This window comes from Canibacter oris, from assembly GCF_014197205.1.
Lineage (GTDB): Bacteria > Actinomycetota > Actinomycetes > Actinomycetales > Microbacteriaceae > Canibacter > Canibacter oris.
Map to the genome: position 1 here is coordinate 18743 of NZ_JACIFD010000015.1, position 14981 is coordinate 33723.

The following is a 14981-nucleotide window of genomic DNA, read 5'->3' on the forward strand; positions in this document are numbered from 1 at the left end:
AGTGGTGTTAGTTGCTGGTGAAACCTAACTGGAATCCTCCGAGAGCACGCACCAGCAGGTTGTAAACGACCGCTGCGACCGCGCCGAGAGCGGTGCCGATAATGATGTTTACCAGCCCTGAAACCACGGCAAATCCAAGCACTTGCGGGAAGCCCACGATGCTTAGCAGGTTGATGTCGCCGCCGGCAACGTCTGAGATTAGCCCGTTCAGCTGTGCCAGCACTCCGGTCTGCAGCAGCACGAAGTAAATCAGCACTGACGCTACAATGCCCACAACTGCCATGCACACGCTGAGCACGAATGAGAACTTTACGGCTGACCAGAAATCAACGTAAACCAGTTTTAGCCGCACCTGTTTCACCGGGGTGCGAGCCCGGGTTTTGCGCTCTAGCTGTTCTGCAACAGTATTATTCATTGTTTTCCTCTGCTTCTGTGTTTGGTGCTGCAACAGTCGCTGTATTCACACTGTTTTCGCCGCTAGCAGCTGTTTCTGTAGTATCCACACTATCGTCTTCCAGGCCGCGTTCGGTATTTCGGGCAATTCCGATGATGCGATCGCTGTCTGGGAAGCGGGCAAACACCACGCCCATGGTGTTGCGGCCCTTAGCCGGCACCTCGTTCACGTTTGACCGCACAACTTTGCCGCTGGCTAGCACCACCAGCACCTCGTCGGTGTCGTCCACAATACAGCCGCCAACCAGGTCACCTCGGCTGTCGTCAAGTTTCGCCACTTTAATGCCGAAGCCACCACGCTGCTGTACCCGGTACTCGCTGACCGCGGTGCGTTTAGCGTAGCCGCCCTCGGTAACTACGAAAACGTAACCGTCTTCGCTCACCTTAGCTGCGGCAAGCAACTCATCGCCCGCGCGGAATTTCATGCCCCGTACCCCGCTGGTAGCGCGACCCATTGGGCGCAGCGCCTCATCGGAGGCGGTGAAGCGTACCGACATACCGTGTTTTGAAATCAGCAGAATATCGTCGCTGGAGCTAGCTACCAGGGCAGAAACCAGGGCGTCATCGTCACGCAGTTTAATCGCGATAATGCCGCCGGTGCGATTGGTGTCATACTCGGGCAACGCGGTTTTCTTAATTAGACCGTCACGGGTTGCCAACACCAGGTACTGATCCTCATGATATTTATCAAGTTCGAGGATCTGCGTCACGGTTTCGTCAGGCGCCAGCGCCAGCAGATTTGCCAGGTGCTGCCCCTTCGCGTCACGACCGCCCTCCGGCGCTTCCCAAGCTTTCGCGCGATAAACTCGACCAGTATTGGTGAAGAACAAGAGCCACTGGTGGGTGGTGGTCACAAAGAAGTGTTCCACGATGTCGTCAGCCCGCAAACTTGCGCCCTTAACGCCCTTGCCACCGCGGTGCTGTGAGCGGTAATTATCAATGCGGGTGCGCTTGATGAAGCCGCCGCGCGTCACAGTAATCACCATTTCTTCTTCCGGAATCAGGTCTTCGATAGACATATCGCCGTCGTATCCGACCATGATTTCGGTGCGGCGCTCATCACCGTAGCGTTTTACGATGTCGTCAAGCTCAGCAACCACGATTTCTCGCTGCTGCGCAGGTGAAGCGAGCACGCCCTCGTATTCTTTAATCTGCGCTTCGAGCTTCGCCGCGAGCTCCATAATTTTCTGCCGCTCCAGTGCTGCGAGTCGTCGCAGTTGCAGCGCCAGAATCGCATCTGCTTGAATTTCGTCAACCCCGAGCAAGCTCATCAGGCCACTGCGTGCTTCCTCCACGGTTGGGGATTTGCGGATCAACGCAATAACTTCGTCAAGCGCATCAAGCGCTTTGAGGTAACCGCGCTGAATATGCGCTTCGGCCTCTGCTTTCTTCAGGCGGAAGCGGGTACGGCGCACTATCACTTCAATCTGGTGCGCGGCCCAGTAGGTGATGAAACCGTCGATTGACAGGGTGCGTGGCACACCGTCAACAATCGCCAGCATGTTTGCACCGAAATTATCTTGCAGCTGAGTGTGCTTGTAGAGGTTGTTCAGCACAACTTTTGCAACCGCGTCGCGTTTCAGCACGATTACCAGGCGCTGGCCGGTGCGGCCACTGGTTTCGTCACGAATATCTGCAATGCCCTGCAGGCGCCCCTCTTTAACGAGTTCGGCGATTTTAACGGCAAGGTTATCGGGGTTTACCTGGTATGGCAGTTCGGTTACTACCAGACAGGTGCGGCCTTGAATTTCCTCAATATTAACAACCGCGCGCATCGTGATTGAGCCGCGACCGGTGCGGTAAGCTTCGCGGATGCCTTTCGTGCCGAGGATCTGCGCCCCGGTTGGGAAATCTGGGCCTTTAATGCGCTCCAGCAGCGCGTTTTGCAGCTCTTCTTTGTTGGCGTCTGGATGCTCCAGGTGCCATTTTGCGCCCTCGGCTACTTCCCGCAGGTTGTGTGGTGGAATGTTTGTTGCCATACCAACCGCGATACCGACTGAGCCGTTAACCAGCAGGTTTGGGAAACGGCTAGTAAGCACAGTCGGCTCTTGGGTGCGACCATCATAGTTGTCTTGGAAGTCAACGGTGTCTTCGTCAATATCCCGCACCATCTCCATTGCGAGCGGTGCCATTTTAGTTTCGGTGTATCGGTGTGCCGCGGCACCGTCGTTGCCAGGGCTGCCGAAGTTACCCTGACCCAGTGCCAGCGGGTACCGTAGCGCCCACGGCTGCACCAAACGCACCAGAGTGTCATAAACCGCGCCGTCACCGTGCGGGTGGAATTGACCCATCACGTCGCCGATTACGCGGGTGCACTTGGAGAAGGCTTTGTCTGGTCGGTATCCGCCGTCATACATGGTGTAAATCACGCGGCGATGTACCGGTTTCAGGCCGTCTCGCACGTCTGGCAGAGCGCGCCCCACAATCACGCTCATTGCGTAGTCGAGGTAGCTCCGCTGCATTTCGGTGCGCAGATCCACCTGAGCAATGTGGCCGTGGCTGTGCTCTTCCGTGGTCTCTTCGTAAGACATTGAATTTGAGGTTTCGTTATTAGATGTCAAGGAAACGCACATCCTTCGCGTTCTGCTGGATAAAGTTGCGACGGGCTTCGACGTCTTCGCCCATCAGGGTGGCGAAAATTTCGTCTGCTGCTGCGGCGTCATCCATACTCACCTGCAGCAGGGTGCGAGTCTCCGGGTTCATCGTGGTTTCCCAGAGCTCTTCGTAGTTCATCTCACCGAGACCTTTGTAGCGCTGCACGCCGCTCTCCTTCATCAGGCGGCGGCCAGCTGCTTTGCCCGCAGCCAGGCGCTCGTCGCGTTCGGCGTCACTAAACACAAACTCGTGATCAGCGTTTGCCCACTTCAAGCGATACAGCGGTGGCTGCGCTAAATACACGTAACCGCGCTCAATCAGCGGCTTCATGTAGCGGAACAGCAAGGTCAGCAACAACGTTGTGATGTGCTGCCCGTCAACGTCAGCATCGGCCATCAACACGATTTTGTGATACCGCGCTTTTTCAACGTTAAATTCTTCGCCAATGCCAGCACCAAACGCGGTAATCATTGCCTGCACTTCGGCGTTGTTTAGTGCCTTGTCTAAGCGTGCTTTTTCAACATTGAGGATCTTCCCGCGCAGCGGCAAAATCGCCTGTGTTTCGGGGTTGCGTCCAGTTTTTGCCGAACCTCCAGCGGAGTCACCCTCCACAATGAAAATTTCGCTGATTTCCGGGTTTTTACTGGTGCAATCACTGAGCTTACCCGGCATTCCGCCAGATTCCAAAAGCCCCTTACGGCGCGCTGTTTCTCGGGCTTTACGGGCAGCTAGTCGGGCGGTCGCCGCCTGAATTGCCTTGCGAATAATCGCTTTTGCCTCGTTGGGATGGCTATCCAACCAGTCTCCCAACTGCTCAGTAACGACCTTCTGCACGAAGCCCTTGGCCTCGGTGTTGCCAAGTTTTGTTTTTGTCTGCCCTTCAAACTGCGGCTCCCCCAGTTTTACAGAGATTACCGCGGTCAGGCCCTCACGCACATCATCACCGGAAAGATTATCGTCTTTATCTTTCAGCAGGTTTTTCTCACGCGCGTAGCGATTAATCAGGGTTGTCAGCGCGGCGCGGAAGCCTTCTTCATGAGTGCCGCCCTCATGAGTGTTAATGGTGTTCGCATAAGTGTGCACGCTCTCGGAGTAAGCGGTTGTCCACTGCATCGCAATTTCCGCGGAAATTGTTTTTACGGTGTCTTCTGCTTCAAAGGAGATAATCTCATCGTGCACAAGTTCAGCGCGCTTAACCCGGTTCAGGTGTTCCACATAGTCGCGAATACCCTGCTCATAGTAGAACTCGTCGTGCGGTGCCGGCGGGGTGACAGTTTCACCTTCGTCATTAACCACCGGCTCCTGCGGGCGTAAATCGGTGAGGCTGATCCGCAATCCCTTATTCAGGAAGGCCATTTGCTGGAATCTGGTGCGTAGCGTTTGGTAGTCAAACTCAATGGTTTCAAAGATATCTGCGCTTGGCCAGAATTTTACGCTGGTCCCGGTTGCGGTGCTCGGCTCTAGTTTTGCCAGCGGTGCTACTGGCACACTCTTATCAAAGCTCATGCCCCACTTGTAGCCCTGGCGCTGCACTTCGACCTCGAATTTTTCAGACAGCGCGTTTACCACCGAGGAACCCACACCGTGCAAACCGCCTGATACCGCGTAACCGCCACCGCCAAACTTACCGCCGGCGTGCAGCACTGTGAGCACCACTTCGACGGTGGATTTACCCTCGGTCGGGTGGATATCAACCGGAATACCACGACCATTATCGGTCACCTGCACGCCGCCGTCGGCGAGAATGGTCACCTCAATGTTGTCGCAGTAGCCCGCCAGAGCCTCATCAACCGAGTTGTCTACAATTTCGTAAACCAGGTGGTGCAAACCACGCGGCCCGGTGCTGCCAATATACATGCCGGGACGCTTACGCACAGCCTCCAGGCCCTCTAGCACCTGAATATTTTCGGCGCCGTATTCTGGCTTCTTTTCTGCGGAGCTATCACTCATACTAGATGAACTTCTCTCTTTAGCGTGAGAGGGGCGAATTTCACCCCAGGGGCTCAACTAGACTATTTTAGCAATCTCAGCTGTTTTAAACCCCCATTTTTGACGATTCAGGGGGTATTTTGCGATTGTGTGGATACCCTCAATTATTCGCGGCTCTGCCGAGCACTGTTTTACCCTGCTTCTCAAGCATCATGCCCAATCATAAGTGTCGCGCGGCCCACGACCCTTAACTGCGTAGGATCCGTGTTTCCAGCTCACGGTTTGCGGTGGCAGCACCTGCACATCAACAATTTTTGCTGCACCGTAGCGGTCGTTAATATTCGCCACAATTTGACCTCGCAACCGCCGCAACTCAGTAACCCAGGTTTGACTCTGCGCCTGCACCGTAATCACACCATCTTCCAGGTACAAAATCTTGGTGCGAGCAGCTACCTGGGGTCCAACTATTTCCTCCCAGCGCCGGCAAATTTCTGCCTCGGCGATTTCCCGATCCCACCCGCGCAAACTGGTTAGCTGTGTTAAAACAGCTGCGATGGAGTGTGGATCGCGCCCCGCATCAAAAGGCTTCGTGACCGCAGTTTTCAGCGCTTTTTCCCGCCGCTTCTCATCCCGGGTTCTAATTTTCCCGGCCCAAGCACTGGTGATGTCGCGATACAGTTCAAGCACAAATTCTTGGTTATTCTGCAGCATTTCGCTCCCCTAATATTGGCTCGAATCGCACTTGCTGCTCTTCATCATCCTCACTCTGCGACAGTGGCAGTTGTGATTGCTGGTCTTGCTTCACTGCGTGCTGTATCACTTTGCGGCGCATTTCATCGTTTTTTATTACGCCAGCAAAAAATTCAGCCGGATCACTGCTGCGGCCAGTTTGTAAAACTTCACCACTGCGAATTACATGAATCTCCCACTCGGTGGTAGTTGGAATATCCTCAGCAACAGCTGCCGTCACAATCACTTGTTGATAGTCAGCTACTGAACTCATTAGTCGCGCCCGGCGTGCTGCATCAAGCTCCGCAAAGACATCATCCAAAATCAATACCGGATCTTCCGGCGCTAACTCATCGCGTAGCAAATCAGCAAAGGCAAGCTTTAGTCCCAGCGCTACAGACCAAGACTCCCCATGACTCGCATACCCTTTAACCGGTAAGGCATTTAAGGAAATTTCTAAATCATCCCGGTGTGGTCCAACCAAGGTCATTCCGCGCTCAAATTCTTTTCTTTCTGAGCGCCGCAGCTGCGCGATAAATTCCGCGGTTAAGTTTTCACGTGATTGCGGTGTTAAATGCGGTGATGTTTCACGTGAAACATTTTCTGCAACGGGTAAATACTGCGCCGCCCCTGTAGCAGCGCTTTCCTTTAAGCTAAGCTGCGGGCGGTGATCAGCAGCCACAAGTTTCTGATATGCCTGCTCTAGCCGCGGTTGTAGCTGATCCACCAATAAGCGGCGCTCCGCCATAATTCTGGTGCCGGTGTCGATTAGTTGCTGGTTCCAAAACTCAAGGGTTTCACTCACCCCCGGCTGTTTATAAGCACCACGCAGTGATTTTAAAAGCGCGGTACGCTGCTTTAGAACACGATCATATTCTTTATAAACAGCCGCAAAATATGGGTTTCTGGTTACTATTGCACCGTCTAAAAAAGTTCTGCGACTGCTTGGCTCACCGCGCACAATCTGCAAATCTTCTGGGGCAAACAAAACCGCAGTAAACCACCTGGTAAGCTCCCGAAGTTTTACCGGGTTTCCATTAATCTGTGCTTTTTTAGCCTGCCGTGAACGAAATTCCAACTCTAAGGTCGGGCTAGTATTTTGGTGCGTCACCTGCAAGCGTGCCACCGCAGTGTCATTGCCCTGCAAAAACAGTGGGGCATCACTACTAACCCGATGCGATGACAGCGAATCAAAGTAGGCGATGGCCTCGACCAGATTTGTTTTACCCTGACCGTTACGGCCCAGCACCAAAACTTTCCCCGCTTTAAAATCTAATTCCAGCTTCGGATAGTTTCTGAAATTCAGCAGCGAAAGGTGTTTAACGTGCATCCTAGCTCATCAAAAGATTTGGCTGCTGCAGATATTTAAAGCTGTTATCGTCAGCATCATCTTTGCTGCGCTGTCCTAAAATCAAAACCGGGCCAGGCCGCTCAGTGGCACTTGGGCCAAACACAATACGGGTGTAATCGCTGTCTGCGCCATTCAAACCATCACGCAGAAAACTTGGCCGCAAAGCAACGGTTACCTCAGCCCCTGCAAGATGTGCATCAACCCCGTCAGTACCCGCCGCTGCTTCGCTGCCAGTTCCAGAGAGAGTTACACGTCCCTCGGCAAAGTTAAACCGAATTGCAGCGTCATTTTCCACAACCAAGGCAACACGCTCCACGGCAGCCCGCAAATCAGCGGTATTTATCACGGTATAGTGTTCTAAATCTGTCGGGAACAGTCGTGAAACTGGAGGGTAAGTGCCGGCAATCAGCTGAGTAGTAATTGCCTTATTGTCACCAATAAAACCAATCTGTTGCCGTTCGCCATTGGTTTGAATCACAATCTGTACGCGTTCAGCGTGAGACAGCTGTTTCGCTGCTTCATTAACAGTTTTTGCCGGCACAATCACATTCATATCAGCAACTTGTGCCTGATTTTCAAAATCAATACCGCGGGTCGCAATTCGATAGCGGTCAGTAGCTGTAAGGCTCAGCACGTTATCTTTAATCTCAAAGAAAATGCCGTTCAGAGTTGGGGTGACATCCTCGTTTGAGGCAGCAGGGAAAACCTGCGCAACAGCCTTGCGGAAGTCTTCGCCACGTACCTCACCCGTGATTTCATCAAGCTGCGGCAACTGCGGATATTCCTCCACCGGCATGGCTGGCAGGTTGAAGCGGGCTGATCCACTGCTGATTTCTACTTTGCCTTCAAGCACCCGCACCTCAACCTCTGCGCCCGGGAGTTTACGCGCAATATTTGCCAGTAGTCGCCCGGATACAAGGGCGCGACCCGGCTCATGCACAATTGCCGCGGCAGCTGTTTTCGCGGAAACCTCAAAGTTAAAAATTGAGAAGGTAACAGCATCACCGACAGCTTCTAGAAGCACGCCACCAAGAATTGGCTGGGTGATGCGTGAGGGCAGCATTGCAACAGGGAAAGACACTGCTTCACTGAATAAATCAGGGTTCATACTAAAACGCATTGCTGCTCCTTATAAGCGTCAGGGTTTGCGGCAAATACAAATACCTGTTCAACATCATCGCATAATTTTGTGCAAAACGCACAGTGAGAAATTTCTGCTGCCATCTTGTAAGTACCCGGGATTATAAGTGCGGCTTTTAGAATTTTAAAGTTTTCCCAAACCTCTGCAATGATGACAAAAATTTTGCTGGATGCTTTTAGTTTCTTGTAATAATAATAAGTACTGTGGAAGCTGTTAAAAACTCGCTTTAGCCCAGTGTTTTAAAGGTAATTACAGCTTTGTAAGCTGTAGAAACCGTGTTTATAACGGTGTGCAAAGAAAACTTACACTGATGTAATTACAAGGAGCTTGTCCACACTAAGCAGCAAAAATTTCCACACAGATTAAGAAGTTTTCCACAATTATTGTGAATAACTATTTGCGGTTTTCGTTTCGGATTTTTTCGGTTAGCTCTTCAACCTCGTTGTAAATATTGCGGTCGCTACTAATTGCACTAGCAATTTTTTTGCACGCGTGCATTACCGTGGTGTGATCGCGACCGTTAAAAAGGTCTCCGATTTTAGGCAGCGACAGTGAGGTCAGCTCGTGGCACAGATACATTGCGATGTGCCGTGGTTTAGTGAGCTGCTGAGTGCGTTTCGGACCATAGATTTCATCTACGGTTACGTTGAAAAATTCGGCGGTGATGCTAATAATTTTTTGCGGTTGAATTTCGATATCAGCTTCGCTTGGCAGCTGGCTTTGCAACAGGGTGTAAACCAGATCATAATTAATTTCCTGCTGAGTTAAACTTGCGTAGGCAATAACCTTGGTTAGCGCCCCCTCCAGGGAGCGAATGTTTGCGGTGAAGTTATCTGCGATAAACTCCAGCACATCGTTGCCGAGCACCAGGTGTTCGCGTTCCGCTTTCATTTTTAGAATCGCGATTCGAGTGTCGCGTTCTGGGGCTTGAATATCCGTCAGCAGCCCCTGTTCAAAACGACTAATCAAACGGTTTTCAACATCAGCCAACTGTTTTGGAGCAACGTCACTGGTAATGACAATCTGCTTGTTTTGGTTTTGCAGCGTGTTGAAAGTGTGAAAAAACGCTTCGAGGGTTTCTTTCGCCCGCGAGAGAAACTGGATATCGTCAATCAACAGAATGTCAACTTGACGCCAGCTTTCATGAAATTCTGCGCCCTTGTTGTTTTTAATAGCGTTAATGAAGGAGTTGGTAAATTCCTCCGAGCTGACATAACGCACACGGATTCCAGGGTGCAACTCTAACGCCGCATTTCCGATAGCGTGCAGTAAGTGGGTTTTGCCAAGCCCAGAATCACCGTAAATAAACAACGGACGGTACGCCACACCCGGAGCTTCTGCCACTGCAATAGAGGCTGCCTGTGCCATACGGTTGGTTTGCCCAATCACAAAGTTGTCAAATGTCAATTTCGGATTCAGCATCGTTGCTGGGTTAATCGTTGCAATTCCAGCACCTACAACAGGATGTTCGGCTGCGCTGAGATTGCTTTCGGACCCTGCGACTGGAGCATTTTGTGCACTGTCCTGCTGCTGTGCAGGGTTTTGTGCAGCGGTGAATCCACCATCGTAAGTTGTTCTAGATTTTGTACTTTGGCTCTCAAATCCCGGGTTTGCCCTGGTGTTCGTCTTGGTTTCTGTGGTGGGCACTGTGACTGAATTGTATCCAGAACCAGAGGTTACAGCTGGCGTCAGGTTGTCCACCAAAACAATGAAGTCGTGAATATCGGCGGCAGCTGGCAGCTGGCGTAATGCCTGCAGAATGTGACTGCGTAAATTTGTCTCAAGTAGTTTTTGAGTAAATTCTTGAGCCACGGCAAGATATAGCAGACCTTCACCGCCACCCTGCACCGTGGCTAACCGCAGCTGCCCTGCAATAGTTGGCGCCACTTCGGGATTGGCTGTTACCAATCTGGTGACCTCTTCCCAGATTGGTAAATATTTTTCTATTGTTTCTGCCATTCTTCACCACAGGTTTCCACAGTTTTTTTGTAATTATCCACTTATTTTATTATCAAATTACTTAAAAGTGTGGATAACTTTTTATAGTTCTCCACATTATCCACATGTAATGTGTATAAACTTGGTGTGTGACAACACTGTTGTGGCAGCACCGCGGTGACAATAATTACATAATCTTGTGCGCTTGGGTTCACAGCTTTAATACTGTGGGAGTTTGAACCGAGCGCTTTAATACGCCATCTTGCACTGTCAAAAAATTTACGGTAGAGTGTTTGTTTTGTATGGCTGTGTATTTTTACGCTGCCTAAAAGCGAGCTGTAATGCTCGGTAACTAGAACTTATTATCGGAGTAAACGAATGAGCAAGCGTACTTTCCAGCCGAATAACCGTCGCCGCGCTAAAAAGCACGGTTTCCGTCTTCGTATGCGTACCCGTGCTGGCCGTGCAATTCTTGCAGCACGTCGCCGCAAGGGTCGCAGCAAGATTAGCGCATAAGCTTTATATGCAGCATGGCTTCTAAGCACCGCATTAAGCGGGGAGAAGACTATCGCCGCATAGTGCGCAGCGGTTACCGCGTGGGAGGCAAATTTTGTCTCGCCCACGCGGTTTTGCTGTCTCCTTCAGGGAATCAGTCAAATATTGAAGCTGAAAAAAGCGGGAAAACCACAATTTCACAATTGAATGTTTCACGTGAAACATCCTCTAATATAACCGCGGATGATACTGGTTGCCGCTTTGGATTTATCATTACCAAAACTGTTGGTAACGCAGTGACCAGGAATTTATTGCGGCGACGCTTAAAGAGCATCTGTGAAATTGCGGTAAAAAATGGTTTTAGCGGTGCTGAAGTAGTTTTTAGGGTTTTCCCACAGGCGGCAAATGTAAGTTATCAAGAATTAGAAACGGCAGTGCTAAAACAGCTGCAGCGGGTGCAGGAGCGAGCGAATGCAGATACTTAAAACCCTGTTGCTATTGCCGCGTAACCTTGCGATTGCTTTCATGCTGGGGTATCGCAAGGTTGTTTCTCCGCTTTACGGCGAGGTTTGTAAGTATTACCCAAGCTGTTCGCGGTACGCTTTAGAGGCATACCAAAAACGAAACTTCTGCACTGCCACTGCGTTGACTATCTGGCGATTGCTGCGTTGTAATCCATTTAGCAACGGTGGCATTGATGATGTTCCAGAGGGTAAAAATCAAGTAGAAATGACCAGGGCGGGGTTCGTTGTGCCAGTGGTCGAAAGGGATAAAAAGTAATGTACGAATTTTTTGAGGCGATTTTTTGGCCTTTAAAGTGGATTGTTGAAGCTATCCTGACCGTTTGGCATAACCTTTTCTCAGCTTTGGGGATGGATCCAAACAGCGGTGTCACCTGGGTGCTTTCGATTGTGGGCTTAGTAATTGTAGTGCGGTCTTTGACTATTCCACTGACTGTAAAGCAAATTAAAGCACAGCGCAAAATGCTTGAAACCGCGCCTGAGATGCGAAAAATTCAAGCAAAATACAAGGGTAAGCGTGATCAGTATTCCCGCGAGGCAATGAACCGTGAGATGATGGCACTTTATAAGAAGCACGGCACTAACCCGCTCGCTAGCTGCTTCCCTATTTTGGTGCAGATGCCAATTTTCTTGGCATTGTTCTTTGTACTGCGTAATGCCGCGGAAAACAATCCGGGTGTGGGCCTGATGAACGAGCAGTTGACCAGCAGCTTTAACAACGCTATCTTCTTTGATGCCCCACTGAAGATGACATTCACTGAAGGTATTCAGAGTGGTAACGTAATCGTTGCGGTAATGCTGGGTGTAATTATGGTTGCTATGATTCTGTCACAGTTCTTTACCCAGAAGCAGATTATCTCGAAAAACATCTCTGATGAGACTAAAAATAGCCCGATGTACCGACAGCAACAAATGTTACTTTACATCTTGCCACTGGGCTTCCTGTTCTCAGGTTTCGTATTCCCATTGGCGTTGAACATTTACTGGCTGCTGTCTAATCTTTGGACTATGGGCCAGCAGGCAATCGTGATTAACGCAATGCCTAATCCGGGTAGTGAAGCATGGCGTAAAAAGCAAGAACGCTTGCGTCGCAAGGGTAAACTGGTGCCAGAGGAAAACTCTGTCTCGACAGATATAAATGAGCTAGAAACACGAGGGCAGCGACAGCAGCCGATGAGCGCAAAGCGTGCTAAAAAACAGGGAGGTAAGAAATAATGAACACCACCGGTCCTGATCTTGCCGCGCTGGAACGCGAGGGCGATTTAGCTGCTGATTACATTGAGGGGCTATTAGATATTGCTGATCTCGATGGTGATCTCGATCTTGGCGTTAAAAACGGACGCGCTACGGTTACTGTAACCGGTGGCGGTGAAGATCTGAACCGACTTGGCACAGCCCAGGTAGTGCAGGCTTTGCAAGACCTGAGTCGTCTTGCGGTGCAGCAGCAAACGGGTGAGTTTTCACGGTTACTGTTGGATGTTGGTGGATCGCGGGAGGCTCGTGAAGCAGAGTTGCTGCGAGAGGTCGACGCAGCGATTGCACAGCTAGCGGCTGGAAAAGATGCGGTGCAGTTACCTTCTATGAGCTCTTACGAGCGGAAACTGGTGCATGATTATGTTGCAGAACGCGGTTATAAATCAGCTTCACACGGTGAGGGCAAAGCTCGTCGCTTAGTGGTAACGGCGGCTTAAATAGAGATTAACAAAGCAGGGCGCTTCGGGTGGAAGCGTCCTGCTTTGTTTCACGTGAAACATTTATGCTGCTGTGTCACAGTGGGAAAGATGGTTATGAACAAAATGAGCTAATCCCCAACTTTAGACAGCAGAAAATCGATAAACTCAGTAGGTAGTAATTATACGGGAGGGCAAATGAGCACTAAAGAGACACAGCAGGTTGTGGTGCGTGAGCCGGAACCGGAATTTTTAGATGAATTTGCAGGTGATAACGCTGATAAACTACGGGATTTTGCTGCTGACTTGTTTGACCGTGGCGAAACTCTCGGATTGATTGGCCCCCATGAGCCGGCACGGTTGTGGACGAGGCACATCATTAATTCAGGTCTGTTAGCACCGCTTTTGGAGCCTAACAGTAAACTCGCTGATATTGGCAGTGGCGGAGGTTTCCCGGGCATTGTGCTTGCTGCGATGCGCCCGGATGTCGCGATTCGCTTGATTGAACCGATGGAGCGTCGCTGTGCTTGGTTGCAGGAGCAAGTAGAGCGTCTGGGGCTTGATAACGCTGAGGTTTTGCGTGGGCGCGTGGAGGAGTATCACGGCGCTTTTGAGGTGGATCAGGTCACCGCCCGAGCGGTGACCGCGCTAAAGAAACTAGTACCGTGGACTGCTCCTTTGCTTGTGCCAGGCGGGAAAATGCTTTTCCTAAAGGGTGCTGGCGTGCATGATGAAATAATTACCGCCGCAAAGGTTTTGAAGAAACATCGGGTGGTTAATTATAGTGTTTCGGTTCTTGGTGAAGGGCTGACGGAGCCAACGCGAGTATTCCGTGGTGAAATTGCTGCTTAGCAGTAAATTTAGTCCGCTATGAGCGGAATCGATGATGACGTGAGAGTAAGAGCAGCGGAAGAATACTAAGGTAGTAAACAAGGTTAATAACTTTGAGAGGTAATTGTGAGCAGCACGCCACTGGCCAATGAGGTTGCCGATAAAATACGCAGAAAACAACGGCTTGCGAAACTAGAGACGCCGTTGCCTTATGCCCCACGGGTCATTACTGTTTCAAATCAAAAAGGTGGGGTTGGAAAAACCACTACAACGGTGAATTTGGCGGGTGCTTTGGCGCGGCGCGGCGCTCGGGTGTTGGTGATTGATATTGATCCGCAGGGCAACGCCTCAACCGCTTTAGGAGTGCCACACACCGCAGAAGTAGACAGTGTATATGAGGTGCTGCTAGGAGAAAACACTATTGCTGAGGTGGTGCAGCAAAGCACCGATCATGAAAATATCTATTGCTTGCCATCTACGATTAATCTAGCTGGTGCGGAGATTGAACTTGTTGCGGCAGATAATCGTGAGCGACGGCTGCAGTATGCTTTGCGTGATTTTTTAGCGCAGGTTCCGGAGCCTTTCCACTACGTTTTAATTGATTGTCCTCCTTCGTTGGGGTTGTTGACGCTGAATGCTTTTGTTGCGGCGCAAGAGGTTTTGATTCCGATTCAGTGTGAGTATTACGCACTTGAGGGGCTGAGTCAGTTGATTAATAATATTCAGTTGATTCGGCAGCACTTAAATCCGCGCTTGGAGCTTAGCACTATTTTGTTGACGATGTTTACTGGGCGAACTAAGCTGGCGATGGAAGTTTCCAATGAGGTGCGCACGCATTTCCCTGAGCAGACTTTAGAGGCAGTAATTCCTAGATCTGTGCGGATCGCTGAGGCGCCTAGCTTTGGGCAGACAGTTTTAGCGCATGATGCAAGTAATATTGGTTCAATTGCTTATTTAGAAGCTGCGCATGAAATCGCAGCAAGATTTGCTGGACAGTGGCAGCAGGAAAAATCAGAAGGGGAAAAATAATGGCTTCGAAAAAACGCAGTGGTCTTGGCCGTGGCATTGGAGCCTTAATTCCACAGGTTTCAACTGCACAGGATAGACCGGTTGATGTGTTCTTCCCAGTGGCGGTGCAGCAGCAGGAAAATTCGCAAAATCAGAGCGAAAACCTGGAAAAAACAGAATCTGGAAATGCAAAAAGCTCTAAAATCGCTTCTAGCGGGCAAAAAAAGAGCTCAACGATAAATCCCCTTGGGGCACTGCTAAACTCCCCGCAGACGGGCGCTGGTGAGGCCACTTTTTCAGGGGCAAATGCAAAAATGCGG

At 50.6% G+C, this 14981-nt stretch carries 14 protein-coding genes and 1 pseudogene; 8 read left to right on the top strand and 7 right to left on the bottom strand.

The window, feature by feature from the left end; all coding sequences use genetic code 11:
• Positions 1–7: 7 nt before the first annotated feature.
• From F5897_RS07080 to dnaA, 7 genes are all read right to left on the bottom strand, one after another.
• Positions 8–415: a DUF3566 domain-containing protein gene (locus F5897_RS07080; protein ID WP_124824653.1), complete on the bottom strand. Its 408-nt coding sequence runs from the start codon at positions 413–415 to the stop codon at positions 8–10.
• Positions 408–2984, bottom strand: coding sequence for a DNA gyrase subunit A (gyrA, locus tag F5897_RS07085; protein ID WP_124824842.1), 2577 nt, complete (start codon positions 2982–2984; stop codon positions 408–410). The genes F5897_RS07080 and gyrA overlap by 8 nt, the downstream gene beginning before the upstream one ends.
• Before the next feature lie 19 nt (positions 2985–3003).
• On the bottom strand, positions 3004–4998 hold the full coding sequence (gene gyrB, locus F5897_RS07090; RefSeq protein WP_124824652.1) for a DNA topoisomerase (ATP-hydrolyzing) subunit B: 1995 nt from the start codon (positions 4996–4998) through the stop codon (positions 3004–3006).
• Positions 4999–5187: 189 nt separating this feature from the next.
• The gene (locus tag F5897_RS07095; protein WP_183305015.1) at positions 5188–5688 is read right to left on the bottom strand and encodes a DciA family protein; all 501 of its coding nucleotides are present in this window, start codon (positions 5686–5688) and stop codon (positions 5188–5190) included.
• On the bottom strand, positions 5675–7036 hold the full coding sequence (recF, locus tag F5897_RS07100) for a DNA replication/repair protein RecF (protein WP_183305016.1): 1362 nt from the start codon (positions 7034–7036) through the stop codon (positions 5675–5677). Before recF ends, F5897_RS07095 begins: the two co-directional genes overlap by 14 nt.
• Before the next feature lies 1 nt (position 7037).
• Positions 7038–8177 carry a DNA polymerase III subunit beta gene (gene dnaN / locus F5897_RS07105; protein ID WP_183305017.1) on the bottom strand — a complete coding sequence of 380 codons (1140 nt, stop codon included), beginning with the start codon at positions 8175–8177 and terminating at the stop codon, positions 7038–7040.
• A gap of 414 nt (positions 8178–8591) precedes the next feature.
• Positions 8592–10157 carry a chromosomal replication initiator protein DnaA gene (gene dnaA, locus F5897_RS07110; RefSeq protein ID WP_183305018.1) on the bottom strand — a complete coding sequence of 522 codons (1566 nt, stop codon included), beginning with the start codon at positions 10155–10157 and terminating at the stop codon, positions 8592–8594.
• Positions 10158–10514: 357 nt separating this feature from the next.
• Between dnaA and rpmH the strand changes: the two genes are divergently transcribed.
• The 8 genes and pseudogenes from rpmH to F5897_RS07900 form a co-directional block, all read left to right on the top strand.
• Positions 10515–10652 (top strand): 50S ribosomal protein L34, encoded by a 138-nt coding sequence (rpmH, locus tag F5897_RS07115; protein WP_124824647.1) that lies wholly within the window; start codon positions 10515–10517, stop codon positions 10650–10652.
• Positions 10653–10666: 14 nt separating this feature from the next.
• Positions 10667–11116: a ribonuclease P protein component gene (gene rnpA / locus F5897_RS07120; RefSeq protein WP_183305019.1), complete on the top strand. Its 450-nt coding sequence runs from the start codon at positions 10667–10669 to the stop codon at positions 11114–11116.
• Positions 11103–11411: a membrane protein insertion efficiency factor YidD gene (yidD, locus tag F5897_RS07125; RefSeq protein WP_183305020.1), complete on the top strand. Its 309-nt coding sequence runs from the start codon at positions 11103–11105 to the stop codon at positions 11409–11411. The genes rnpA and yidD overlap by 14 nt, the downstream gene beginning before the upstream one ends.
• Positions 11411–12367: a membrane protein insertase YidC gene (gene yidC / locus F5897_RS07130; protein ID WP_124824644.1), complete on the top strand. Its 957-nt coding sequence runs from the start codon at positions 11411–11413 to the stop codon at positions 12365–12367. Before yidD ends, yidC begins: the two co-directional genes overlap by 1 nt.
• Positions 12367–12843 carry a Jag family protein gene (locus F5897_RS07135; RefSeq protein ID WP_124824643.1) on the top strand — a complete coding sequence of 159 codons (477 nt, stop codon included), beginning with the start codon at positions 12367–12369 and terminating at the stop codon, positions 12841–12843. Before yidC ends, F5897_RS07135 begins: the two co-directional genes overlap by 1 nt.
• 177 nt (positions 12844–13020) lie before the next feature.
• Positions 13021–13674 (top strand): 16S rRNA (guanine(527)-N(7))-methyltransferase RsmG, encoded by a 654-nt coding sequence (gene rsmG / locus F5897_RS07140; RefSeq protein WP_124824642.1) that lies wholly within the window; start codon positions 13021–13023, stop codon positions 13672–13674.
• A 105-nt stretch (positions 13675–13779) separates the two neighbouring features.
• Entirely contained in the window at positions 13780–14682 is a 903-nt protein-coding gene (locus tag F5897_RS07145) for a ParA family protein (protein ID WP_343048749.1), read from the top strand.
• A pseudogene (locus F5897_RS07900) lies at positions 14649–14981 on the top strand (hypothetical protein); the annotation flags it as partial. The gene F5897_RS07145 and the pseudogene F5897_RS07900, both read left to right, overlap by 34 nt.

What these genes read in the sequence shown, in the direction of transcription:
- gyrA (WP_124824842.1), bottom strand. Translation starts at nt 2,984, where the DNA reads ATGTCTTACGAAGAGACCACGGAAGAGCACAGCCACGGCCACATTGCT.
- F5897_RS07135 (WP_124824643.1), top strand. Translation starts at nt 12,367, where the DNA reads ATGAACACCACCGGTCCTGATCTTGCCGCGCTGGAACGCGAGGGCGAT.
- yidD (WP_183305020.1), top strand. Translation starts at nt 11,103, where the DNA reads ATGCAGATACTTAAAACCCTGTTGCTATTGCCGCGTAACCTTGCGATT.
- yidC (WP_124824644.1), top strand. Translation starts at nt 11,411, where the DNA reads ATGTACGAATTTTTTGAGGCGATTTTTTGGCCTTTAAAGTGGATTGTT.
- dnaN (WP_183305017.1), bottom strand. Translation starts at nt 8,177, where the DNA reads ATGCGTTTTAGTATGAACCCTGATTTATTCAGTGAAGCAGTGTCTTTC.
- dnaA (WP_183305018.1), bottom strand. Translation starts at nt 10,157, where the DNA reads ATGGCAGAAACAATAGAAAAATATTTACCAATCTGGGAAGAGGTCACC.
- recF (WP_183305016.1), bottom strand. Translation starts at nt 7,036, where the DNA reads ATGCACGTTAAACACCTTTCGCTGCTGAATTTCAGAAACTATCCGAAG.
- rpmH (WP_124824647.1), top strand. Translation starts at nt 10,515, where the DNA reads ATGAGCAAGCGTACTTTCCAGCCGAATAACCGTCGCCGCGCTAAAAAG.
- gyrB (WP_124824652.1), bottom strand. Translation starts at nt 4,998, where the DNA reads ATGAGTGATAGCTCCGCAGAAAAGAAGCCAGAATACGGCGCCGAAAAT.
- rsmG (WP_124824642.1), top strand. Translation starts at nt 13,021, where the DNA reads ATGAGCACTAAAGAGACACAGCAGGTTGTGGTGCGTGAGCCGGAACCG.
- F5897_RS07095 (WP_183305015.1), bottom strand. Translation starts at nt 5,688, where the DNA reads ATGCTGCAGAATAACCAAGAATTTGTGCTTGAACTGTATCGCGACATC.
- rnpA (WP_183305019.1), top strand. Translation starts at nt 10,667, where the DNA reads ATGGCTTCTAAGCACCGCATTAAGCGGGGAGAAGACTATCGCCGCATA.
- F5897_RS07080 (WP_124824653.1), bottom strand. Translation starts at nt 415, where the DNA reads ATGAATAATACTGTTGCAGAACAGCTAGAGCGCAAAACCCGGGCTCGC.